The sequence below is a fragment of the Microtetraspora sp. NBRC 13810 genome (assembly GCF_030268685.1).
Classification (GTDB): Bacteria; Actinomycetota; Actinomycetes; order Streptosporangiales; family Streptosporangiaceae; genus BSRQ01.
The window spans coordinates 1-22,635 of record NZ_BSRQ01000032.1 but is presented as its reverse complement, the minus strand read 5'-3'; the positions used below and the strand labels follow the sequence as shown (position 1 = coordinate 22,635).

Sequence of the window (22,635 nt, the reverse complement as noted above, 5' to 3'; positions counted from 1 at the left end):
CGTCTTTTCCCTTAGCCCGTCAGCGCCGGCCGGAAAGAAAAACGGTCCAAATCCGTCTGGCCCGCGCGTACCCCTCTCGTTATGATGAGCCCAGTCACGCCCGCTCCTGTCTCCCATTCGTCAGAATAAGCGTGACTGCGGTCCACCACGTATCGGGGCTCAGCGGGAGGGGTTCAAGGAATGAACCAAGAAGAAATCCAGGGCAGGATGATCTACGCCTGCAGGCTTCTTGAGCAGTCCGCCGGCGACGAGCAGTCCGCGTTGCAGAGCGAGCTCCTGGACGGCTGGTATTCGAGTGTGGCCCTGAACGGTTTGTGCGGGGGCTGGGTCACCATCCACCGGGCGCAGCCGGTGTGGATCGAGAACCTGTGGGGCTGCCTTGAGCGATGGCAGCCGACCGGGACGTGCAAATGGTCCGGCGACCGCGCCGACGTCAAGGCCGCCGACCTCGGCACCTTGCAGACGCTGCTGAAGGCCGCGGGGTTCGACGGCGACGGTCACGAGATCCGGCACGCCGTGCGCGCCCTGACCGCGGCCTGGGAGATCATGGACGGCCTGGAACCCGACGCGTCATACGGGAAGGCGCCCGACTGGCTGAAGAAGAAGGCCGGGGCGCTCGACACGGCGGCGGCGCTGAAACTCGTGAAGGTGTACGAACACGAGCTGGACATGGATTCCGCCAATTCCGCGGCCTGGTTCACGGATACCATATTCGACAAGACGGGATTCCTCGGCGACGAGAAAGACGCCCACTATATCGCGCACTTCGAGACGAAAAGTCATCACATGAGCGTGCGCCTGCACCGGCACCAGAAGGTGTCCACGATCACGGTCATGGAGTCCGAGGTGGCGGGCGTCGTGAAGTGCACGACAAAGGACGACGTGCTGGCCGTCCTGAAGGGCGGATGCGCCGTCGGCTACGAAACGGCCGGGGACTCCGAGTCCACCTCGGACTCGGATCCCGAATACTCGATAAAAATCTACTCGGTGAGCTGAGCCGCCGGACGTCAGCGGTCTTCCAGGTCGCCCTCCGTCTTGAGATACACCTCCTGGAGGGCGGCCAGGATCTCCGGGTCGGGGCTCTGCCACATCTCCCGGCTCGCCGCTTCGAGGAGACGCTCCGCGATCCCGTGCAGCGCCCACGGGTTCGACTCGGCCATGAACGCCTGGTTCTCCGGATCCAGCACGTACGTGGCGGCGAGCTTGTCGTACATCCAGTCGGCCACCACGCCGGTCGTCGCGTCGTAGCCGAACAGGTAGTCCACCGTTGCGGCCAGCTCGAACGCGCCCTTGTAACCGTGCCGGCGCATCGCCGCCAGCCAGTTGGGGTTCACCACGCGGGCGCGGAAGATCCGCGAGGTCTCCTCGTGCAGGGTCCTGGTCCGCACCGCGTCGGGGCGGGTGCTGTCCCCGACGTAGGCGGCCGGGGCTTTGCCGGTGAGGGCGCGGACGGTGGCGATCATGCCGCCGTGGTACTGGAAGTAGTCGTCGGAGTCGGCGATGTCGTGCTCGCGGGTGTCGACGTTCTTGGCGGCGACGGCGATCCTGCGGTAGGCGTTCTCCATGTCCTGCCTGGCGGGCACGCCGTCCAGGTCGCGGCCGTAGGCGAAGCCGCCCCACACCGCGTACACCTCCGCCAGGTCGGCGTCGTCGCGCCAGTTCCTGCTGTCGATCAGCGGCAGCAGGCCGGCGCCGTACGCCCCCGGGCGCGAGCCGAAGACGCGCAGCGTGGCCCGCCGCTCGTCGCCGTGCGCCGCCTGGTCCGCCCGCACGTGCGCGCGGACCAGGTTGTCCTCGTCCGGCTCGGGCAGGCCGGCCACCAGCCGTACGGCGTCGTCCAGCATGGCCACCACGTGCGGGAACGCGTCGCGGAAGAAGCCGCTGATCCGGACCGTGACGTCGATCCTGGGACGGCCCAGCTCGGCCGTCGGGATCGGCTCCAGACCGGTGACCCGGCGCGAGGCGTCGTCCCACACCGGGCGGACGCCGAGCAGGGCCAGCACCTCCGCAACGTCGTCGCCCGCCGTGCGCATCGCGCTGGTGCCCCACACCGACAGCCCCACCGAACGCGGCCACTCGCCGGTGTCGGCGCGGTACCGCTCCAGCAGCGAGTCCGCCATCGCCTGGCCGGTCTCCCAGGCCAGCCTGCTCGGCACCGCCCTGGGGTCCACCGAGTAGAAGTTCCGCCCGGTCGGCAGCACGTTGATCAGGCCGCGCAGCGGCGAGCCGCTCGGCCCGGCCGGCACGTAGCCGCCCTCCAGCGCGTGCAGCAGCACGGTGATCTCGTCCACGGTGCGGTCCAGCCGCGGCACGATCTCCGTGGCCGCGAAGGCGAGGATGCGCGCCACCTGCTCCGGCTCGCCGGCCGCGACGCCGGGCGCCGCGGCCGGGTCCCAGCCGCGCGCCTCCATCGCCTCGACCAGCGCGCGGGCGCGGGCCTCCGCCTCGTCCACGCTCACCCGCGCGGCGCCGCCGTCCTCGGCGAGGCCGAGCGCCTCCCGCAGGCCGGGCAGCGTCTCCCGGCCCGCCCACATCTGCCGGGCGCGGAGCATGGCGAGCACCAGGTCCACCCGGCCCCTGCCCTCCGGCGCGGCGCCGAGCACGTGCAGGCCGTCCCTGATCTGGGCGTCCTTCACCTCACACAGCCAGCCGTCCACGTGCAGCAGGAAGTCGTCGAACTCGGTGTCGTGCGGCCGGTCGCCGATGCCCAGGTCGTGGTCCAGGCGCGCGGCCTGGATCAGGGTCCAGATCTGCGCCCGGATCGCGGGCAGCTTGGCCGGGTCCAGGGCCGCGATCGTGGCGTGCTCGTCGAGGAGCTGTTCCAGCCGGGCGATGTCGCCGTAGGTCTCGGCGCGGGCCATCGGCGGCACCATGTGGTCCACCAGCACCGCGTGCGCGCGCCGCTTGGCCTGAGTGCCCTCGCCCGGGTCGTTCACCAGGAACGGGTAGAACAGCGGCAGGTCGCCGAGCGCCGCGTCCGGGCCGCACGACGCGGACATCCCCGCAGACTTGCCGGGCAGCCACTCCAGGTTGCCGTGCTTGCCGACGTGCACCATGGCGTGCGCGCCGAACTCCTCCGCCAGCCACCGGTAGGCCGCCAGGTAGTGGTGGCTCGGCGGCAGGTCCGGGTCGTGGTAGATCGCGATCGGGTTCTCCCCGAAGCCGCGCGGCGGCTGCACCATCACCACGAGGTTCCCCGACCGCAGCGCGGCCAGCACGATCTCGCCGTCCGGGTCGCGCGAGCGGTCCACGAACAGCTCGCCGGGCGGCGGCCCCCAGTGGCGTTCGATCTCCTCGCGCAGGTCCTGCGGCAGGGTCTCGAACCAGGCCCGGTAGCGGGCGGCCGGGACGCGCACCGGGTTCCCGGCGAGCTGCTCCTCGGTGAGCCAGTCCTGATCCTGCCCGCCCGCCGCGATCAGGGCGTGGATCAGCGCGTCGCCGTCCTGCCCCGCGACGCCGGGCAGGCCGTCGCCGAGGTCGTAGCCCGCGTCGCGCATGGCGGCGAGCAGCTTGACCGTGCTGGCCGGGGTGTCCAGGCCGACCGCGTTGCCGATCCTGGCGTGCTTGGTCGGGTACGCCGACAGCATCACCACGATCTTCTTGCGCTCCGCGGGGATGTGCCGCAGCAGGCCGTGCCGTACGGCGATGCCGGCCACCCGGGCGGCCCGCTCCGGATCGGCGACGTAGACGGTCAGGCCGTCCTCGTCGATCTCCTTGAACGAGAACGGCACCGTGATGATCCGCCCGTCGAACTCCGGGATCGCCACCTGCGAGGCCGCGTCCAGCGGAGACAGGCCGTCGTCGTTCGCCTTCCACGCCTCGCGGCTCGTCGTCAGGCACAGCCCCTGCAGGATCGGCACGTCCAGCTCGGCCAGCGCGCCCACGTCCCACGCCGAGTCGTCCCCGCCGGCCGAGGCGGTCGCCGGGCGGGTTCCTCCCGCCGCCAGCACGGTCACGACCAGCGCGTCCGCCGTGCGCAGCGTCTCCAGCAGCGCGGGCTCGGCCGTACGCAGCGACGCGCAGTACACCGGCAGCGCCCGGCCTCCCGCGTCCTCGATCGCCCGGCACAGCGTCTCGACGAACGCGGTGTTCCCGGCCACGTGGTGCGCCCGGTAGTACAGCACCCCGACGACCGGGCCGTCGCCGGGCGCGCCCGCCGGCTGCGGGCGGGCAAGGACGCCCCAGCCGGGGGTCGGCTCGGGGGGCGCGAAGCCGTGGCCGGTGAGGAGCACCGTGTCGGACAGGAAGGCGTGCAACTGGTTGAGGTTCCCGGCGCCGCCGTGGGCGAGGTAGGCGTGCGCCTCGGCGCAGACCCCGCCGCTCACCGTGGACAGCTCCATCAGCTCGGCGTCCGGCGCCTGCTCACCGCCCAGCACGACCACCGGCCGCCCGCTCGCGAGCAGCGCGTCCAGCCCTTCCTCCCAGGCCCGCCGCCCGCCCAGCAGCCGCACGACGACGAGATCCACCCCGTCGAGCAGTTCCGGCAGGTCCGCCACGCCGAGCCGGGCCGGATTCCCCAGCCGGTAGGCGGCCCCACCGGCCCGCGCACTCAGCAGGTCGGTGTCCGAGGTCGAAAGCAGCAACACGGTACGAAGATCATCTCCACCGCCCTCGTCGCGCCGCCCGCCCGGGGTGTCCGGGGCACTCGGCGTCGGTGCGGCGGGGGAGTCGTGGGAGGGAACTTGGCCGGGGATGCCCGTAGGGTTCGCGGCCGGTGTGGTGGGGGAGTCGTGGGGGGTGGAGGGGGTCTGCCCGGGGGTGTCCGGGGCGGCAGGGGGTACGGGGGTGGGCGGCATGGCGGGTCCTCCCTCGGGGTCCTCGCCCCGGGTCGCGGGTGTCGCGGCGGCAGGAGTCTCCTGGCTTCCGGATCAGCGCTCGCCCCGGCCTTCCAGCCCGTCTTCCGGACCGTGGCGGTGCAAGGGGTTCGCTCCCCGGTGACAGTGGCGGGACCGCGCCGGATTCACACCGGCTTCCTCCTTGTGCCGTCGCCTAAGAGCAAACTATGCCAGGCCGGTACCCAGCAGGAAACTGGCGTTACCATCCTCACCGTGGCCATAGCCGACTTTTCTGGACGATCGCGACGCGACGCGTGTCCCGGTGCGCTTCAGGTGCACGTCGCGGCAGACGGCGGCCTCGCCCGGCTCCGCCTCCCCGGCGGCGTCCTCACCACCTCCCAGCTCCGCCAGGTAGCCGCCGCCGCCCGCGACCTCGGCTCCGCCGTCCTGGAACTGACCTCCCGCGCAAACCTGCAACTCCGCGGCCTCCCCCACCCGTCACCCCCGGCCACGACGACGTCGAGCGACCTCCCCGACCCGTCACCCCCGGCCACGGGGATGTCGCGTGGGGGCGCAGGGATGTCGCGTGGGGATACGGGCGCGTCGTTCGCGGAGCGGATGGCGGCGGCGGGGCTGTTGCCGTCTGCGACCCACGAGCGGGTGCGTAACATCGTCGCCTCGCCGCTGGCGGGGCGTGCCGCGGAGAGCGTGCTCGACGTACGGTCGCTGGTGGCCGAGCTGGATCGCCGCCTCTGCGCCCGCCCGGCGCTCGCCGCCCTGCCCGGCCGCTTCCTCTTCGCCCTCGACGACGGCACCGGCGACGTGACCACCCTCGACGCGGACGTGACCCTCATCCCAGCCGACGTCCTCGGCTTCGAGACCCCCGTTTCCGAGGCTCGCGGCTCTGAGGTGCGCGGCTTCGGGGCCGGGCGGGAGGGCGAGCCGGTCGTGGGGTTGCTGCTGTCGGGGGTGGACGCCGGGCTGCGGGTGCCGCTCTCCGGAGCGGTCGCCGGGATGCTGGCCGTGGCGGAGGCATTCCTGGACGAGCGCGCCGCGCAGGGCTCGGGCGCCTGGCGGCTGGCCGAGCTCGCCGACGGCCCCGCCCGAGTGGCCGCGCGGCTGGCCGCCACCGACGCGGAAACCGCCGCACGCACGGGCACGGGCACAGGCACCGACTCAGGCACGGGCGCGGACACCGGCGCGGATGCCGGCAAGTGGCGAGCTGTCGGGCGGCGGGTGGGGCGGCCGGTGGGGGTGGTGGAGCAGCGCGACGGGGGGTTCGCGCTGGTGGTGCTCGTGCCGCTGGGGCGGCTGACGGCGGCGCAGGCGGAGCTGCTCGCCGAGGCCGCGGCGGCGGGCGGGGGAGAGGTGCGGGTCACTCCCTGGCGGGAGGCGGTGGTGCCGGACCTGCCGTGGGCGGAGGCCGAGCGGTGGGCCGCGACGCTGGCGGGCGCTGGGCTGGTCACCGACCCCGCGTCGCCGTACCAGGGGATGACCGCCTGCGCGGGGCGGCCGGGATGCGCGAAGTCCCTCGCCGACGTTCGCGCCGACGCCGCCGACGCCGCCGACGCCGCCGACGCCGCCGGTGCCGCCGACGCCGCCGGTGCCGTCGCGGACGTCGCGGACGTCGCGGACGTTCCGGTGTCGGTCGGGAGCGGCGGGGCCGGACCCCGGGTGAGCGACGGCGTGGAGGGGGCCGCTACTCTCCCGGTGCACTGGGCGGGATGCGAACGGCGGTGCGGGCGACCCGCCGGCCGGGTCGTGGACGTGGTCGCCACCGGGTACGGCTACCGCGTCGACCTCGACGGAACCAGCAGGGACTTCACGGACACCCGGGAGACGGGCGCCGCCGTCATGGCCGCCAGGAGGCGACGATGACCGGCGCCGCCCACGGCCGATGAGCCCGACCGACCACCCTCAGAAGGGAAAGATGATCGACTACGTCAGGGACGGGGCGGAGATCTACCGCAGGTCCTTCGCCACGATCAGGGCCGAGACGGATCTGAGCGGGATGCCCGCCGGGGTCGCCCAGGTGGCGGTGCGGATGGTGCACGCCTGCGGCATGGTGGATCTGGTGGACGACCTGGCCTGGTCGCCGGAGGTCGTGACGGTGGCGCGGCGGGCGTTGCGGGACGGGGCGCCGGTGTTGTGCGACGCGATGATGGTGGCCTCCGGGGTGACCCGGCGCCGGCTGCCCGCGGCCAACGAGGTGCTGTGCACGCTGGGCGACCCCGAGGTGCCGGAGCTGGCGCGGCGGCTGGGCACCACGCGCAGCGCCGCTGCGCTGGAGCTGTGGCGGGACCGCCTCGACGGCGCGGTGGTCGCGATCGGGAACGCGCCGACGGCGCTGTTCCGGCTGCTCGAAATGGTGGCGGAGGGCGCGGGACGCCCGGCCGCGGTGGTGGGCGTGCCGGTCGGGTTCATCGGGGCGGCGGAGTCCAAGCAGGCCCTGGCCGAGCACCCGTCCGGCCTGGAACACCTGGTGGTGCACGGCCGCAGGGGCGGCAGCGCGATGGCCGCGGCGGCGATCAACGCCATCGCCAGCGAAGAGGAGTGAACATCATGACCGAAACCCCCGGACGCCTGTACGGGGTGGGGCTGGGACCGGGGGACCCCGAGCTGGTGACGGTGAAGGCCGCCCGCCTGCTCGGCGAGGCCGACGTGATCGCCTACCACAGTGCCCGGCACGGCCGCAGCATCGCCAGATCGGTCGCCCTGCCGTACCTGCGCGGCGACCAGGTCGAGGAGCCGCTGATCTACCCGGTCACCACGGAGACCACCGACCACCCGGGCGGCTACCAGGGCGCGCTGGACGACTTCTACGTGGAGTGCGCCGCCCGGCTCGCCGTCCACCTGGACGCGGGGCGGGACGTGGTGGTGCTCTGCGAGGGCGACCCGCTCTTCTACGGCTCCTACATGCACATGCACAAGCGGCTCGCCCACCGGTACCCCACCGAGGTGGTGCCCGGCGTCACCTCGGTCAGCGGCGCGTCGGCGGTGCTCGGCCGGCCGCTGGTCGAACGCGACGAGACGCTGACCGTGCTGCCCGGCACGCTCCCCGCCGACGTGCTGGCCGAGCGGCTCGCCGGGACCGACTCGGCGGCGGTGCTCAAGCTCGGCCGGACCTTCGAGAAGGTGCGTTCCGCGCTGGAGGCGGCCGGCCGGCTGGACGAGGCGTGGTACGTCGAACGGGCCACCACTTCCGGCCAGCGGATCGAGCCGCTGGCCGGGGTGGATCCGGCCACGGTGCCGTACTTCTCGCTGGCGCTGCTGCCGAGCCCGCTCACCGCGCAGGTTCCCGTCGCGGAGCCGGAGCGGACCGCCGGGCCAGGCGAGGTCGTCGTCGTGGGGCTCGGCCCGGCCGGGCGGCCGTGGCTGACCCCGGAGGCGCAGGACGCGCTCACCGCCGCGGACGTCCTGGTCGGCTACGGCCCCTACCTGGACCGGGTGCCGGCCAACCCGCGCCAGCGCCGCCACCCCACCGACAACCGGGTGGAGGCGGAACGGGCCGCGCACGCGCTGGAGCTGGCCGCCGCGGGTTCCCGGGTGGCCGTGGTGTCCTCCGGCGACCCGGGCGTGTTCGCGATGGCGAGCGCGGTGCTGGAGGTGGCGGCCGAGCCGAAGTTCGCCGGAGTGGAGGTGCGGGTGCTGCCCGGCCTGACCGCCGCCCAGGCGGTGGCGAGCAGGGCGGGCGCGCCGCTGGGTCACGACTACTGCGTGCTGTCGCTGTCGGACCTGCTCAAGCCGTGGGACGTGGTGGCCGCCAGGATCACCGCCGCCGCCTCCGCCGACCTGGTTCTCGCGATCTACAACCCGGCCTCGCGCAGCCGTACGTGGCAGGTGGCCGCGGCCCGGGACCTGATCCTCGAACACCGGGCCCCGGAGACGCCGGTGGTCATCGGGCGGGATGTCGGCGGCGCGCAGGAGAGCGTGCGGGTCGTCACGCTGGGCACGCTCGACCCGGCCGAGGTGGACATGCGCTGCCTGCTCATCGTCGGCTCCTCCACCACGCGGGTCACCGAACGGGACGGCAGGCAGGTGGTCTACACGCCGCGGCGCTACCCGGCATGACCGGCGACCCAGGACGCCGCCCCCGCCACGTCCGCCACCAGGGGGACGCCCTCCGGTGCGGGCGGCCGGCGCACGACCACCACGGGCAGGCCCAGCTCGCGGGCCGCGGCCAGCTTCGCGGTGGTCATCTCGCCGCCGCTGTCCTTGGTCACCAGCACGTCCACCCGGTGCTCCCGGATGAGCGCGAGCTCACCCTCCAGCGTGTACGGCCCGCGGGCGAGCAGCACCAGCGACCGGCGGGGCAGCGGCGGCCCCGGCGGATCGACCGATCTGAGCAGGAACCACAGGTCGAGCCCGGCGAACACCGGCACGCTCCGGCGGCCGGTCGTCAGGAACACCCGCTCCCCGAGGCCGGGCAGCAGCCCGGCCGCCTCCGCGAGCCCCGGCGTCCAGTGCCACCGGTCGCCGGGCCCCTCCCGCCAGCCGGGACGGCGCAGCACCAGCAGCGGCGTACCGGTCAGGGCGGCGGCCTCGACGGCGGAGGCGGTCATCCTGGCCGCGAACGGATGGGTCGCGTCCACCAGCGCGTCCACGGCGTGTTCGCGCAGGTAGGCGGCCAGGCCGGCGGCCCCGCCGAAGCCGCCCTCGCGCACCTCGCCGACCGGCAGCCGCGGGTTGCTCACCCGCCCGGCCAGCGACGACACCACGCGCAGCCCCGGCGTCCCGGCCAGCGCGGCGGCCAGCCCGCGCGCCTCGGCCGTGCCGCCCAGAATGAGCACCCGGCTCATGCGACCCCTCTCGACGTGACCACGGGGGAGCAGCGGTGAGCGGCCCCCTGCGGTACGGGTGGACGACCGGCGCGTGCGCGACCGCCGCGACCACCGCCGCCTACACCGCCCTGCTCACCGGCGACTTCCCCGACCCGGTGCGTATCCTGCTGCCCAAGGGACAGCGTCCGGCCTTCGCCCTGGCCAGGGAACGCCTCGGCGACGGCGAGGCGTCCGCCGCCGTGGTGAAGGACGCCGGCGACGACCCGGATGTCACACACGGCGCGGTGGTCTCCGTGACCGTACGGCACGGCGTCCCCGGCTCCGGCGTGACGTTCGCCGCGGGGCCCGGCGTGGGCACCGTGACCAAACCCGGCCTGCCGCTGGACGTGGGCGAACCGGCGATCAACCCGGTGCCCAGGGCGATGATGCGCGACCACGTCGCCGAGGTGGCCGCCCGGCACGGCGGCACCGGGGACGTCGTCGTGGAGATCTCCGTCGAGGGCGGGGAGGAACTGGCCCGCCGTACCTGGAACCCGAGGCTCGGCATCCTGGGCGGACTGTCCATCCTGGGCACGACCGGGGTCGTGGTGCCCTATTCGTGCTCGGCGTGGATCGACAGCATCCGGCGCGGCGTCGACGTGGCGCGGGCCGCCGGGCGGACGCACGTCGCGGGATGCACCGGCAGCACCTCCGAACGCGTCGCCGCCGAGCTGTACGGCCTGCCCGAGGACGCCCTCCTCGACATGGGCGACTTCGCCGGGGCCGTCCTGAAGTACGTGCGCCGCCATCCCGTGCCGCGGCTCACCGTCGCGGGCGGCGTCGGGAAGCTGTCCAAGCTCGCCGACGGCCACCTCGACCTGCACTCCGGCCGCTCCCAGGTGAACCCCGCGCTGCTCGCCTCGCTCGCCCTGGAGGCCGGCGCGTCCGCCGCGCTGGCCGGGCGCGTCGGCGAGGCGAACACCGCCCTGCACGCGCTGCGGCTGTGCCAGGAGGAGGGACTGCCGCTCGGCGACCTCATCGCCGAACGCGCCCTGCGCACCGCCGTCGAGGTGCTGCGCGGCGCGCCGGTCGAGACGGATGTCGTGGTGATCGACCGGGCGGGCGTCATCGTGGGCCGCGCGGGGACTCAGTCCCGGCATCGGGCCGCCGAGTAGAGGTGGCTGTCGGGGAAGGCGGCGGCGGTGAGCACCCGGCCGACGACGATCACGGCCGTGCGCCGCACCCCGGCGGCGCGCACCAGTCCGGCGATGTCCGCCAGCGAACCCCGCACGACCAGCTCGTCGTCCCTGCTCGCCCTGGCCACCACGGCGACCGGGCAGTCCGGCCCGTAGGACGGCAGCAGCTCCGCGGCGACCTCGTCGATCCGCTGCACGGCCAGGTGCAGGACCATCGTCGCGCCGCTCGCGCCGAGCGTGGCCAGGTCCTCGCCGTCCGGCATCGGGGTGGCCCGCGCCGCCGTACGGGTGAGGACGATCGTCTGCCCCACCCCGGGCACGGTCAGCTCCCGCTTCAGCGTCGCCGCCGCCGCCGCGAAGGCGGGCACCCCGGGCACGACGTCGTACGGCACGCCGTGCGCGTCGAGCCGGCGCATCTGCTCGGCCATCGCGCTGAACACCGAAGGGTCGCCCGAGTGCAACCGGGCCACGTCCAGCCCGGCGGCGTGCGCGGCGAGCATCTCGGCGACGATCTCGTCCAGGTTCAGCCGGGCGGTGTCCACCAGCCTGGCCCCCGGCGGGCAGGACGCGAGCAGTTCCTCCGGCACCAGCGAGCCCGCGTAGAGGCACACCGGCGCGGACGCGATCACCCGCTGCCCGCGCACGGTGATGAGATCGGCCGCCCCCGGCCCCGCCCCGACGAAGTACACGGTCACGGCAACTCCTCGCCTCTCGCCCCGGACGCTTCCTCGTTCTCGACCGCGTTCTCGACCGCGTTCATGGTCGCGTTCTTGGTCGCGGACCAGATGGTCACCGGCATCATCGTCCGCCAGCCGGTGAAGCCGCCCACCGGGGACGCGCGGCCCACCGTCAGCCGGACCAGGTCGCCGCCGTGCCTGCCGTACCAGGCGGCGAGGACGGTCTCCGACTCCAGGGTCACCGCGTTGGCGACCAGCCTGCCGCCGGGGCGCAGCGCGTCCCAGCACGTGTCGAGCAGGCCGGGGGCGGTCGCGCCGCCGCCCACGAAGACGGCGTCCGGCGCGGGCAGCCCGGCCAGCGCGCCGGGGGCGGCCCCCACCACGACCTCCAGTCCGGGCACGCCGAGGGCGCCGGCGTTCCGCGCGGCGCGCGCCGCCCGGTCCGGGTGGCTCTCCACGGCGACCGCCCGGCAAGACGGGTGGGTGCGCATCCACTCGACGGCCACGCTGCCCGCCCCGGCGCCGACGTCCCACAGCAGCTCGCCGGGGACCGGGGCCAGCCTGGACAGGGTGACCGCGCGCACCTCGCGCTTGGTGAGCTGGCCGTCGTGCTCGAAGGCGTCGTCGGGCAGGCCGGGGACGCGGGGGAGCGCGGCGGTGCCGGGGTCGGGCAGGCATTCGACGGCGACCACGTTCAGGGCGGGGGCGCCGGAGTGGTCCCAGCCGCCGGCCGTACCGGTGAGGCGGGCCTCGGCGGCGGACCCCAGGCCGGACAGCACGGTCATCGGGCTGGCGCCGTAGCCGCGGGCGGTCAGCAGCGCGGCGACCCGGGCCGGGGTGCCGCCGTCCGCGCTCAGCACCAGCACCCTGCGGCCGGGCAGGACCGCCGGGTGCAGCAGCGAGTCCGGGCGGCCCACCAGGCTCACCACCTCGACCTCCTCGGCCGGCCAGCCGAGCCGGGCGCAGGCGAGGGACAGCGAGGACGGATGCGGGTGCACCCGCAGCCGCTCGGGGCCGAGTATCCGGGCCAGGGTCGCGCCGACGCCGAAGAACATCGGGTCGCCGCTGGCCAGCACGCACACCCTGCGCCCGGCGTGCTCGCCGAGCAGCCGGGGGAGCGCGGGCAGCATCGGCGAAGGCCACGTCACCCGCTCGGCCCCGGTGCCGGGCACCAGACCGAGCTGGCGGGCTCCGCCCAGCAGCACCTCGGCGCCGAGCACCTCTTCCCGGGCACGCGCGGACAGGCCCTGCCAGCCGTCGGCGCCGATCCCGACGACGTTGATCACCTCGGACATGTCAGACGTTGCCCAGCACCCTGGTGACGGTGATCTCGATCACCACTCTGGCCGGGTTCTCCCGCGGCGTCCGGTAACGCTCCGCGTACCTGCGCTCGGCGTCGGCGACCACCTCGGGCTCGTTCCTGACGACCGCGCGGCCCTCCAGGGTGGACCAGCGCCGCCCGTCCACCTGGCAGACCGCCACCGGGGCGCCCTCGGCTCCGGCGGCGGCCAGCGTGCGCGCCTTGTACGAGGTGCCGGAGGTGATGACCCGGGCGATCGCCGTGCCGAGATCGAGGGTGACCCCCACCGGCACGACGTGCGGCGTCCCGTCCGGGCGGACCCCGGTCAGGGTGCACAAGTGCCGTTCCCGCCAGAACTCGGCGAACCCCTCGCCTCGCGCCCGCAGGTCGAGGGGCGTGCGGGGCGATGCGGCTGGCGTCACGACAGCTCCGTTCCGGCGATATCTCGAACCCGGACATTATCCCCCGTATCACCCGGGTTCATCTCACCCCCGCTCCCGTTGGCCCGCCGTCCGGCATCACGCTCGGCGAGCAGGCGGGCGGTCTCCTCGGAGACCTCGGTGGCGAGGACGGCGGACACCACGTCGATCAGGTGGCTGGTGAAGAGCCGGTCGCCCCGGCCCGCCGGCCCGTCGGCGCGCCGGGCCAGCTCGACGTAGGTCACCCGGATGGCCATGAAACGCTGGTGCAGCCGGTGCACGGCGACCTGCGGGATCAGCGGGGCGACCAGCTCACGCCACCGGTTGACGCTCTGCCCCGGGTCGTCCCGCGCGCCTCCCAGCACGGGGGGATCGTGCCGGTGCACGAGCTGTTCCATGATCCGCAGATAGGCCCGCCCGCCGTCCGGGTCGGACAGCTTCGCGGCCAGCGGGCGGACCAGCGCGGCGGCCAGCGCGCGGCGCGCCTCGGCGCCCGGCAGCGGCCCGCGGGACTCGTAGTCGTCGAGCAACTGGTGCCGCCGCACCTCGATCTCCGGCTGGTGCTTGCGCAGGACCGCGCCGAGCAGGCCCGCCCGGTCCCGGAAGTGGTACTGCAGGGCGGTCGAGTTGCGCTGGCCCGCCGCGCTGTTGATCTCGCGCAGGGACACCCCGTCGATGCCCCTCTCGGCGAAGAGGCGTTCGGCGGCGGAGACCAGCCGCCTGCTGGTCGCCTCGGGGTTCGGCGGCATCCGGGTACCTCTCTTGTCGCGGCGAGCGGCGCTCGTTACCGTAATCATGCACTTGCCTCAAATCGTCCGCCAGTCGCATCAAAACCGTGAGGAGTCTCATGGCCATCGACTTCACACTCGCTCCCGAGCACGAAGAGATCCGGCGGCGGGTCCGGACGTTCGTCCAGGAGACCATCATCCCGGCGGTCAAGGACTTCGGCGCGGAGTCGCCGGGCGGCTCCCGCGAGGAGTACCTGCGGGTGATCTTCGACCTGCGGCGGAAGGCCCGCGACGAGGGACTCTGGCTGCCGCACATGCCGAAGGAGTACGGCGGCATGGGACTCGGCCACGTCGCGCTGGCCATGGTGCAGTCCGAGGCGGCCAAGACCAGGCTCGGCCCGTGGGTGCTCAACTGCGCCGCGCCCGACGAGGGCAACATGCACACCCTGCTGCACTGGGCCGACGAAGCGCAGAAGGAGAAGTACCTCAAGCCGCTGCTCAAGGGCGTCACGTCCTCCTGCTTCGCGATGACCGAGCCGGAGGTCGCCGGATCCGACCCCACTCTGATCAGGACGAAAGCCGTGCGGGACGGCGACGAGTGGGTGATCAACGGTCACAAGTGGTTCATCTCCGGCGCCCGCCGGGCGAGCTTCGCCATCCTCATCGCCAGAACCGAGCTCGACGTCCCGGAAGGCTCCCGCGGCGCGAACACCGCCTTCCTCGTCGACCTGCCGCAGGAAGGGTGGAACGACGTCCGCGAGATCGAGACCATGCACGGCTCGACCGGGCACAGCGAGATCGTCATCACCGACCTGCGGGTGCCGGACACCCAGATCCTCGGCGGACGCGGCAACGGCCACCGGCTCGGCCAGTACCGCCTCGGCCCGGCCCGCCTCGCGCACTGCATGCGGTGGATCTCCCAGGCCGAGACCGCGCTGGACATGATGGTCGACCGGGCGCTCAACCGGTACAGCCACGGCTCGCTGCTGGCCGAGAAGCAGGGCGTCCAGTGGCTCATCGCCGACTCCGCCATGGAGCTCTACCAGTGCAAGCTCATGGTCCTGCACGCCGCGTCCAAGATCGACAAGGGTGAGGACTTCCGCACCGAGGTCTCGATGTGCAAGCACTTCGTGGCCAACAGCCTCAACCGGATCGTCGACCGGGCCATCCAGGTGCACGGCGCCCTCGGCTACTCCACCGACACCCCGCTGGCCGGTATGTTCCAGCACGCCCGCTGGGCCAGGTTCGCCGACGGCGCCGACGAGATCCACCAGATGCGCATCGCGGAGCGTACGATCGCGGCTTACCGGGACACCGGCTCGACCAGCGCCGCCACCGGCGGGCTCCCGCTGTGACGGGCCACGGCAGAGGAGGACGGCTGTGATCCGCAGTGACCGGCTCGAAGGGAAGGCCGCTCTCGTCACGGGAGCCGGCAGCGGCATCGGCGCCGAGGTAGCCCGCCGCCTCGCCGCCGGCGGCGCCGGCGTCGTCGTGGCCGACATCGACGACGAGGCGGGCAAGCGCGTCGCCGCCGAGATCGGCGGCACGTTCGTGCACTGCGACGTGGCCGCCTTCCCCGACAACGAGGCGGCCGTCGCCACCGCCACCAGCAGGTACGGCAGGCTCGACCTCGCCTTCCTCAACGCCGGCATCGCCACCGGATGCGGCCTGGGCGACGACTTCGACCTCGGCAGGTACCGCCTGGCGATGGGCGCCAACCTCGACGGCGTCGTCTTCGGCGCGCACGCCGCGCTCCCCGCCCTGAAGGCGACCGGCGGCACCATCGTCGCCACCGCCAGCCTGGCCGGCATCGTCGGCATCCTGTCCGACCCGATCTACGCGGCCAACAAGCACGCCGTCGTCGGCCTGGTCCGCTCCCTCGGCGAGGCCCTGGAACCGGCCGGCGTCAAGGTCCAGGCGCTGTGCCCGTCCTTCGCCGACACGGCCATCCTCGGCGACCACAGGGGGCTGCTCCAGGAACTCGGCATCCCCATCATGAAGGTAGGCGACGTCGCCGACGCCTTCTTCCGGCTCCTCGACAGCGAGGGCACCGGCGAATGCTGGTACGTCGTCTCGGGCCGGGAGAGCGAGCCGTTCCAGTTCCGCCGCGCCCCCGGCCCCCGCGACTGAGGCGAGCCGTTCCAGTTCCGCCGCGCCCCCGGCCCCTGTGACTGGGGCGAGCCGTTCCAGGTCCGCTGTGCCCCCGCGACTGAGACGCGCCGTTCCAGTTCCGCCGCGCCCCCGCGACTGAGGCGAGCCGTTCCAGGTGCGCCCCGCCCCCGCCCCTGCGACCGAGGCGCACCGTTCGCTTCCGCGACGGGGGGCGGTCACCGCCCGCCCCCCGTCAGGGGAGCGGGCGAGGGACGGCCTAACCCGCGAGCGTCTTGCGCAGCGTCTCGGCGAACTCCCCGGGCTGCCCCATGAAGCCGCCGTGGTCCCCGGGGAACTCCACCGGCGCCGTGCCGAGCAGCCCGGCCAGCGCCGTGGATGTGTCCACGGTGAGCAGGCCGGCCGAGGCGGCGCCGATGCCGACGACGATCCTGGCCGGACCGGCCTTCAGCGCCGCGATGTCGGGCACGTAGCGGGTGGTGCCCTGGATCTCGTGGGCGAAGAAGCGGGCCGAGTCGGCGAGGGCCTGCGCCGAGGGCTCCCCGGGCGGCGCGGCCGGGGCGTCCGCGTCCGCCAGGTCGAACCCGGCGCTGATCATGAACTTCATCCAGGCGGCGCCCGGTCCCTCCCGGTGGAACGTCTCGACGATGTCGTCCACCTTGGCGCGCCGGTCGGCGGCGTCCGGGAGCAGCTCCAGCAGCGGCGGCTCGTGCGCGACGAGCGTACGCACCCGCCCAGGATGCCGGGTCGCCAGCGCGAGCCCGGTCACCGCGCCGCCGCTGCTGCCGAACACGTCGGCCGACTCGGCGCCGAGCGCGTCCAGCAGCGCGGCCATGTCGTCCGCCCGCAGGTCGGGGGTGGAGTCCTGCTCCGGATCGTTCAGCGTGCTGCCCGAGATGCCCCGCGGGTCGTGGGTCACGACGGTGTGCTCGCCGGCCAGCGCGTCGGCGAGCGAGGCGAAGTCCGCGGCGGCCATGGGCGAACCCATGACGAGCAGCAGCGGGCCCGACCCGCGGACCTCGTAGTACAGGCGCCCGTCCGGGATGTCGAGGATATGGGTGGTGGTCATAACCGCTCGTCCTTCCTTGTGGTCGTCCGCGGTCGCGGTGACAAGGGTAAGACTCCGCTCGGCGGCCGAAATCGTCGCCCAACCGCTCATGCGTTCTAAAGAAGATCGCGACATGCGGATCAACCGGGCAGACGTTCGATCCGGATCACCCCACCGGACCGTCTTCGAGCGCCCGCCGTCCCGGTCCGGGCGGGCACGACGTCCCGGTGCGGCCGGGCCACCCGGTCCGGCCGCGTCCGACGATCCTCAGTGACGATGGGGAGAGGGGTCACTTACTCCACATGGTCGAAATACCATCCCGTGCAGAAGCTCGCCCCGTTGAAACGGACGCACGCCCGCATGTGGTAGCCCTCGTTCAGCAGGTCGTTGGAGAACTTGTTGTTGAAAGGCCCGCACTGCGTCCACGACGCCCCACCGTTGGAGGACCGGTCGACCCAGGTCTGGTCGCCGTCCTTGTAACCATCGCGCACGGCCGCGAAGGAGTGGTCGCTCAACCGCTGGTTCACCAGAGCGATCTTCACCGTACGCCCGCCATGCGTGATCGTCCTGGACGTGACGTCATGGTTGGCGATGCTGTTCCCCGGCCAGCTACCGCAGTTGGTGTCGGCCGACGCGGCCGGCGCCGTAAGAGCCAGCATCGGCAGGGCCAGCAACGCCCCGGCGAGTACGGCGACACCTCGGCGACGAATAACCGCCATGAAAGCTCCCAAAAGGATCCGTAGAAATAGAGAGGTTCCGCGTTCCGCGGGTGTTCCGCCTTCCGCGGGCGCTCCGAGAAGATCGCGGACGCTGCGCGGACACTGCGCGGACGCTATGCGGACACTGCGCGGAACCGGAGACGGGACGGGGGACGGGACCTCGCGAGCCGCAGCACTCCCGTGTCCCGTCCCCGCACCGGCAACGATCTTGCCGACGCCCTCACCGCCCGCACAAGACGGACCCGCGAAATGGGAAGCTGGGACGCCCGCACCCCTCGTGACCTGCCCTCCGGCCACCCCACTGGGACAACTCTGGGATACCTGGCCCCTCCAGCCCCTCTCGCCACCGCCTCGCCCCGGCGACCGCGGTGCGTCAGTCCTGGACGGACAGCCAGGACTCCACGGTCGCTTCGACGATGGCTTCGATGCGGCATCCGTACGCCACATGCCCGTCGGACACGAAACTCCCGTCGCTGAACGGCAACCCGGAGAACGCGGCGCGGAAGGGCCCGGGAGTTTTGCCCGGCGGGAGGGGTGCGTACGCCGCGAACGGCGCCATGTCGTAGCCCGACCGCGCCCCGTGCCGGTTCCGCGCCACCTGATGAGCCTGTACGCGAAGCAGCCCGTCGAGGCCCTTGTCCATGTAGAGCTGCAACCAGCGGAACTGCACGTCAAGGTACTTCTCATGACCCCTGGAAGGGTGCTGCAGCAGATAAGCGCAGACCACCGGTGCGTGCCACCTGTACATCTGGGGATCGGCCTGCTCTTCGGCCAGGATCCCGTAGTAGTAGTCCACGCACACGCCCAGCGGGCCGGCTACGGCACCGCACTCGCACCGGCCGGTAGCGGGGCTGTCAGTCATGGCCGGAAACATAGGCGACCCGCGACGACCTTGTCGACGCGGTTTCGGCAGCCGCGGACGCCATACCCCCCTCGGCAGCCGCGGACGCGGACCGCTTCGCCGGAAGGACGGCCCACAGAGGATGCGTCATGCGACTCCCGCGGGCGTCAGCCCGTCGTCCAGGAGCGGAGCTTCTCGGGGTTGCGTACCGCCCAGATGCGCTTGATCCGGTCACCTGCGACCTCGAAGGCCATCACCGCCACGGTCTCGCCGTCGAACTGAGCCACCAGACCGGGCTGACCGTTGACCGTACGCTCCAGGACCGTGAGGCCGGGCGCCTGGCTGATGATGGCGACGAAGCTGCGCGCGATCTGCCGGCCGCCTTCGATCGGGTGGAGCGCGGCGCTGGCGAGGCCGCCGCCGTCGGCGACCGCCGTGGCGTCGGGGGCGAGGAGACCGACGAGGGCGTTGATGTCCTTCGCCTCCCACGCCTCCTTGAAGTCCCTGACGAGACCGGCCCGCGGGGCCGCCGGCGTCGCGGGAGCCCGCGACGCGCGGATGCGACGGCGGGCCGAGGAGGCGAGTTGGCGACATGCCGCCGGCGTACGGCCGACGATCCCGGCCACCTCGGCGAAGGAGTAGCGGAAGACATCGTGCAGGACGAACGCGACCCGCTCGGCCGGGGTCATCGACTCGAGCACGACGAGGAAGGCCATGCTGATCGACTCGTCGAGGGTGACCCGGTCGGCCGGATCGGCGGAGGCGCCGGCCGGCTCGTTGTTCCACTCCGTACGGTCGGGCAGCGGCTCCGGGATCCACTCACCCACATAGCGCTCCCGCCGGGCCCGGGCCGAGCCGAGCAGGTCCAGGCAGACACGACCGGCGACCCGCGTCAGCCAGGCACCGGGTGACTCGATGGCCTCCTGCTGCTGCCGGGACATGGCATACCAGCGGGCGTACGTCTCCTGCACGACATCCTCGGCATCGGCCAGCGAACCGAGGAGCCGGTACGCCAGATTGATCAGCTGACGCCGCTCGCTCATGATCGCGCTCAGACCCGGATCGAGCCCGCCGTCCCCTGGCCCGGATGCAGTGGTCATGGTGTCGCCGACTTCCCTCTTGTCGCAGCTGTCCTCCCCAGACCGACGAGACAGCCCCTCCGAATGTCAGGCTGCCACGCCGACCCACATTCCACGGAGCCGTACACCGACCCCGTCCCGTTCAGGTCGGGGCAGTCCCTACGGCACCTCCCGGCCCGCCCACCGGCGTCACCCTGCAAGCGGCCCGCCCATGTCCTTGTCAGGAGTGATGGCGGTGGTCACGGGTGAGGGATTTCGACCGGCTGGGCCCTCGACGGCCTGGCCTGAATCGGCATTACTGTCAATCCCCAAGCGGATGCCTGTGCCTGTCGCGCTTGACGAGGACAAGTTGCTCGTGCGAAATTGCTGCAGACTTTGCCGAATGTCCCTGACTAAGGCAGACGTTCGCAGTTTGTGACAAAGGCTATACTGTTTCCGATCGCCAAGTAGGTCAATCATGCTAGAGAAGCTGTTTGACAGCGATGATCTGCCGCGGCCGGACCGGTTGGACGCCTGGTGTGACATTGTGTCCCGGTCGCTGATACCCAACGTGTTCGATGTCGATGATCCGGCGAACTTCCGGGCCTCGCTCAGGGCGTCGGACTTCGGGCCGGCGAGAATCACCGCCATGGCCTACTCGCCTCTGCGCACCAGCCGTCCCCCTGGCTTGATCCGGCGCTCAGACCCCGAACTCTACGTTATCGGGCTTGTCAGGTCGGGGCGCCAGGGAATCGCCCAGTTGGGGCGGGAGGCCATGCTCATGAAAGGCGAGTTGGTGCTGTACTCGACTTCTCGCCCGTTCGAGACTCGAGTTGACGATGCCGGCAGCACGGGAGGCAGTATAGTCGCGCACTTTCCGCGCAATACTCTGCCGTTACCCGCGAACAAGGTCGACCGACTGCTGTCGGTCCGGCTGCCTGGCACGACCGGAATGGGTGGGCTGCTCGCTGCGTACCTCACCCAACTCGCCTTCGGCGACGGTTCGTATCGGCGAGGCGATGCCCCCCGCCTGGGCATGGTGACGTTGGATCTGATCACGGCTCTGCTCGCGCACCATCTTGACGCCGAGAACAACCTGCCGGCGGAAACACGTGAACGAGCCCTGATCGCGCAGGTCCGTGCGTTCATCGTGGAGAACCTGGGAGATCCCGACCTGTCTCCGGGCCGTGTCGCCTCGTCCCACCATGTTTCTCTTCGTTACCTGCAGCGTCTTTTTCAGCAGCACGGCAACAGTGTGAGCGCATGGATTCGTGAGCAACGCCTCGAACGCGCTCGACGTGACCTCGCAGATCCGGCGCTGGTCTCTCATCCTGTCCACGCCATCAGTGCTCGCTGGGGATTCACCCATCCAGCGGCCTTCAGCCGCGCGTTTCGCGCCGCATACGGCATCTCACCGCGTGGCTACCGGCACCTTTTCCGGCCGGTCACCTGATCAACGGCGCAGAGCCTACGGCATCGACAGATGCCGGTAGTCGCGTGGCGACACCCCATAAGCATGATGGAAGGCACGGCTGAAGTGCTGGGGGTGCGGAAATCCCCACCGAGCGGCGATGGCGTGGACGGGGTGGGCGCCGAGGGCGGGATCCACCAGATCGCGCCGGCAGCGTTCCAGCCGTTGTTCCCTGATCCATGCGCTCACACTGAGCCCGTGCTGCTGGAACAGGCGTTGCAGATAGCGAAGAGAAATATGGTGCGCGGCGGCGATGCCGTCCGGGGACAGGTGGGGATCGCCGAGATTCCGGAGGATGAACGCCCGGACTTCCAGGAACAGGGCGCGCCGGCGTGACCCCCCTGGTAACGCGTGGTCGGATTCGAGGTGATGGGCCAGCAGCGCGGCAATCAGGTCGATCAGCACCATGCCCAGGCGAGAGCCGTCCATGGGCCGATAAGGGCCTGTATCGCCGTCCAGGTGGGTGAGGAAGGCCGCGACCAGGGCGCCGATTCCCTCCTGTGCGGACATGGGCCTGGCCAGCAGCCCGTCGAGCTTGTTGTCGGGAAACGGCAGCAGTGCCCGCGGAATCTGCGCCACCATGGAGGCGACCGTGCCGTCACCGGCCTCGATCCAGGTGTCGAAGGGCCGGAATGAGCAGTACATCGCCAGGTCATTCGCGCCGAGCGTGGCCACCCGGTTGTTCTGGCCGAGGTGCTGACCTCCCCGTGTGACGAGCTGAATCGCGTACAGCTCGGGATCGGAGCGCCGGATCAGCTTCGGTGTCCGCTGCGACCGTAACGTCGAATATGTCATCCCGGTCACCTGCACCGCGCCCAGATCCATCACCCGTAGCGCCGCCCGAAAGGCGACTGTGCGTTCAACGCTGAACACGGTGGGGACATGCGTGCGGGACATCAAGTCGTCCCAGGCGTTCAAGCGGTCCGACAACGGCAGAGTCTCACTGTCGAAGGCTCTTTCCATCATCGATGTGTTACTCCAACCGGCCGCTGGTCACGTGCGGGAAAGTGGCGTACGAATGTGGCCTGGCGAAGCTCTTCATATCACAGGCAGGGACATTCACCCACGACTCGCCTGATGCGACAGCCCCTGGATCGTCCCGCGTGTATTCCTGTCTGTGACCGCAGACTTGAGGGCCATCGTGGCGAGGTGCCGGCCGATGCCGTAAGTGTCGGTGTCCTGCACGTTGCTGAGCACGACAACCGCGATGTCGTCATCGGGGAGGTACATGTTGATTGCCGCGTAGCCCTGCAGAAGTCCGTGGTGGTAGCGGAGCCGGTGCCCGTGGAGCCGGTCGACGGCCCAGCCGAAGGCGTACGCGGTTGACGGCAGGTTGAGGCAGCCGTTGGCGGGGCATGGCGCCTGGGGCGTGAACGCCTGTTTGACGGTGGCGGGTGGCGCGACCTTGTATGCGCCGAAGGACCGGTCCCAGCGGGCGATGTCGTCCACGGTGGAGTAGATTCCGGTCGCGGAGAACGCCTGGGAGCCGTTGATGGGCGCGGCCGGTGACCCGGGCGTGTAGTAGCCCTTCGCG

General features: G+C 72.1%; 20 protein-coding genes and 1 riboswitch. Of the genes, 8 read left to right on the top strand and 12 right to left on the bottom strand.

Annotated features, from left to right (window positions below):
* The first annotated feature begins 180 nt into the window (after positions 1-180).
* Positions 181-996 carry a hypothetical protein gene (locus tag QSK26_RS39200; protein WP_285780435.1) on the top strand — a complete coding sequence of 272 codons (816 nt, stop codon included), beginning with the start codon at positions 181-183 and terminating at the stop codon, positions 994-996.
* Positions 997-1,007: 11 nt separating this feature from the next.
* On the opposite strand, the gene cobN is transcribed toward QSK26_RS39200, so the two are convergent.
* On the bottom strand, positions 1,008-4,586 hold the full coding sequence (gene cobN / locus QSK26_RS39195) for a cobaltochelatase subunit CobN (protein WP_285780434.1): 3,579 nt from the start codon (positions 4,584-4,586) through the stop codon (positions 1,008-1,010).
* Positions 4,587-4,849: 263 nt separating this feature from the next.
* Positions 4,850-4,976: riboswitch (cobalamin riboswitch) on the bottom strand.
* A 132-nt stretch (positions 4,977-5,108) separates the two neighbouring features.
* On the opposite strand from cobN, the gene QSK26_RS39190 reads away from it, so the two are divergent.
* From QSK26_RS39190 to QSK26_RS39180, 3 genes are read left to right on the top strand one after another with little or no spacing between them, the layout of a single operon-like run.
* A complete protein-coding gene (locus QSK26_RS39190; RefSeq protein WP_285780433.1) occupies positions 5,109-6,653 on the top strand; it encodes a ferredoxin-like domain-containing protein in 1,545 nt (514 codons plus the stop codon).
* A gap of 52 nt (positions 6,654-6,705) precedes the next feature.
* A complete protein-coding gene (locus QSK26_RS39185) occupies positions 6,706-7,332 on the top strand; it encodes a precorrin-8X methylmutase (protein WP_285780432.1) in 627 nt (208 codons plus the stop codon).
* Positions 7,333-7,337: 5 nt separating this feature from the next.
* Positions 7,338-8,846 carry a precorrin-2 C(20)-methyltransferase gene (locus QSK26_RS39180; protein ID WP_285780431.1) on the top strand — a complete coding sequence of 503 codons (1,509 nt, stop codon included), beginning with the start codon at positions 7,338-7,340 and terminating at the stop codon, positions 8,844-8,846.
* Here QSK26_RS39180 and QSK26_RS39175 read toward each other — a convergent pair.
* Entirely contained in the window at positions 8,834-9,574 is a 741-nt protein-coding gene (locus QSK26_RS39175; protein WP_285780430.1) for a cobalt-precorrin-6A reductase, read from the bottom strand. The two genes, QSK26_RS39180 and QSK26_RS39175, sit on opposite strands and share 13 nt — an antisense overlap.
* A 35-nt stretch (positions 9,575-9,609) precedes the next feature.
* Here QSK26_RS39175 and QSK26_RS39170 point away from each other — a divergent pair, with 35 nt between their 5' ends.
* A complete protein-coding gene (locus tag QSK26_RS39170) occupies positions 9,610-10,710 on the top strand; it encodes a cobalt-precorrin-5B (C(1))-methyltransferase (protein WP_285780429.1) in 1,101 nt (366 codons plus the stop codon).
* Here QSK26_RS39170 and cobM read toward each other — a convergent pair.
* The 4 genes from cobM to QSK26_RS39150 are packed head-to-tail and all read right to left on the bottom strand — an operon-like array spanning position 10,683 to position 13,876.
* Complete coding sequence (cobM, locus tag QSK26_RS39165) at positions 10,683-11,426, bottom strand: precorrin-4 C(11)-methyltransferase (protein WP_285780428.1); 744 nt, start codon at positions 11,424-11,426, stop codon at positions 10,683-10,685. The two genes, QSK26_RS39170 and cobM, sit on opposite strands and share 28 nt — an antisense overlap.
* Entirely contained in the window at positions 11,423-12,703 is a 1,281-nt protein-coding gene (gene cbiE / locus QSK26_RS39160) for a precorrin-6y C5,15-methyltransferase (decarboxylating) subunit CbiE (protein ID WP_285780427.1), read from the bottom strand. Before cbiE ends, cobM begins: the two co-directional genes overlap by 4 nt.
* Position 12,704: 1 nt before the next feature.
* Positions 12,705-13,130 carry a pyridoxamine 5'-phosphate oxidase family protein gene (locus QSK26_RS39155; protein ID WP_502888802.1) on the bottom strand — a complete coding sequence of 142 codons (426 nt, stop codon included), beginning with the start codon at positions 13,128-13,130 and terminating at the stop codon, positions 12,705-12,707.
* On the bottom strand, positions 13,127-13,876 hold the full coding sequence (locus QSK26_RS39150; protein WP_285780426.1) for a helix-turn-helix domain-containing protein: 750 nt from the start codon (positions 13,874-13,876) through the stop codon (positions 13,127-13,129). Before QSK26_RS39150 ends, QSK26_RS39155 begins: the two co-directional genes overlap by 4 nt.
* A 98-nt stretch (positions 13,877-13,974) precedes the next feature.
* Between QSK26_RS39150 and QSK26_RS39145 the strand changes: the two genes are divergently transcribed.
* A complete protein-coding gene (locus QSK26_RS39145; RefSeq protein WP_285780425.1) occupies positions 13,975-15,210 on the top strand; it encodes an acyl-CoA dehydrogenase family protein in 1,236 nt (411 codons plus the stop codon).
* Positions 15,211-15,235: 25 nt separating this feature from the next.
* Positions 15,236-15,985, top strand: a complete 750-nt coding sequence (locus QSK26_RS39140) for an SDR family NAD(P)-dependent oxidoreductase (RefSeq protein WP_285780424.1) — start codon at positions 15,236-15,238, stop codon at positions 15,983-15,985.
* A gap of 238 nt (positions 15,986-16,223) precedes the next feature.
* Here QSK26_RS39140 and QSK26_RS39135 read toward each other — a convergent pair whose 3' ends face one another.
* The 4 genes from QSK26_RS39135 to sigJ all read right to left on the bottom strand — a co-directional run bounded on the left by QSK26_RS39135 (position 16,224) and on the right by sigJ (position 19,672).
* On the bottom strand, positions 16,224-17,033 hold the full coding sequence (locus tag QSK26_RS39135; RefSeq protein WP_285780423.1) for an alpha/beta fold hydrolase: 810 nt from the start codon (positions 17,031-17,033) through the stop codon (positions 16,224-16,226).
* Between the two features lie 272 nt (positions 17,034-17,305).
* The gene (locus QSK26_RS39130; RefSeq protein ID WP_285780422.1) at positions 17,306-17,731 is read right to left on the bottom strand and encodes a hypothetical protein; all 426 of its coding nucleotides are present in this window, start codon (positions 17,729-17,731) and stop codon (positions 17,306-17,308) included.
* A gap of 373 nt (positions 17,732-18,104) precedes the next feature.
* Positions 18,105-18,593 (bottom strand): DUF5946 family protein, encoded by a 489-nt coding sequence (locus QSK26_RS39125; protein ID WP_285780421.1) that lies wholly within the window; start codon positions 18,591-18,593, stop codon positions 18,105-18,107.
* Between the two features lie 146 nt (positions 18,594-18,739).
* Positions 18,740-19,672 (bottom strand): RNA polymerase sigma factor SigJ, encoded by a 933-nt coding sequence (sigJ, locus tag QSK26_RS39120; RefSeq protein WP_285780420.1) that lies wholly within the window; start codon positions 19,670-19,672, stop codon positions 18,740-18,742.
* A 436-nt stretch (positions 19,673-20,108) separates the two neighbouring features.
* Between sigJ and QSK26_RS39115 the strand changes: the two genes are divergently transcribed.
* On the top strand, positions 20,109-21,083 hold the full coding sequence (locus QSK26_RS39115) for an AraC-like ligand-binding domain-containing protein (RefSeq protein ID WP_285780419.1): 975 nt from the start codon (positions 20,109-20,111) through the stop codon (positions 21,081-21,083).
* Positions 21,084-21,098: 15 nt separating this feature from the next.
* On the opposite strand, the gene QSK26_RS39110 is transcribed toward QSK26_RS39115, so the two are convergent.
* Complete coding sequence (locus tag QSK26_RS39110) at positions 21,099-22,067, bottom strand: helix-turn-helix domain-containing protein (RefSeq protein WP_285780418.1); 969 nt, start codon at positions 22,065-22,067, stop codon at positions 21,099-21,101.
* Between the two features lie 93 nt (positions 22,068-22,160).
* Positions 22,161-22,635: serine hydrolase (locus QSK26_RS39105; protein WP_285780417.1), on the bottom strand; the 475-nt coding region annotated here is incomplete at its 5' end.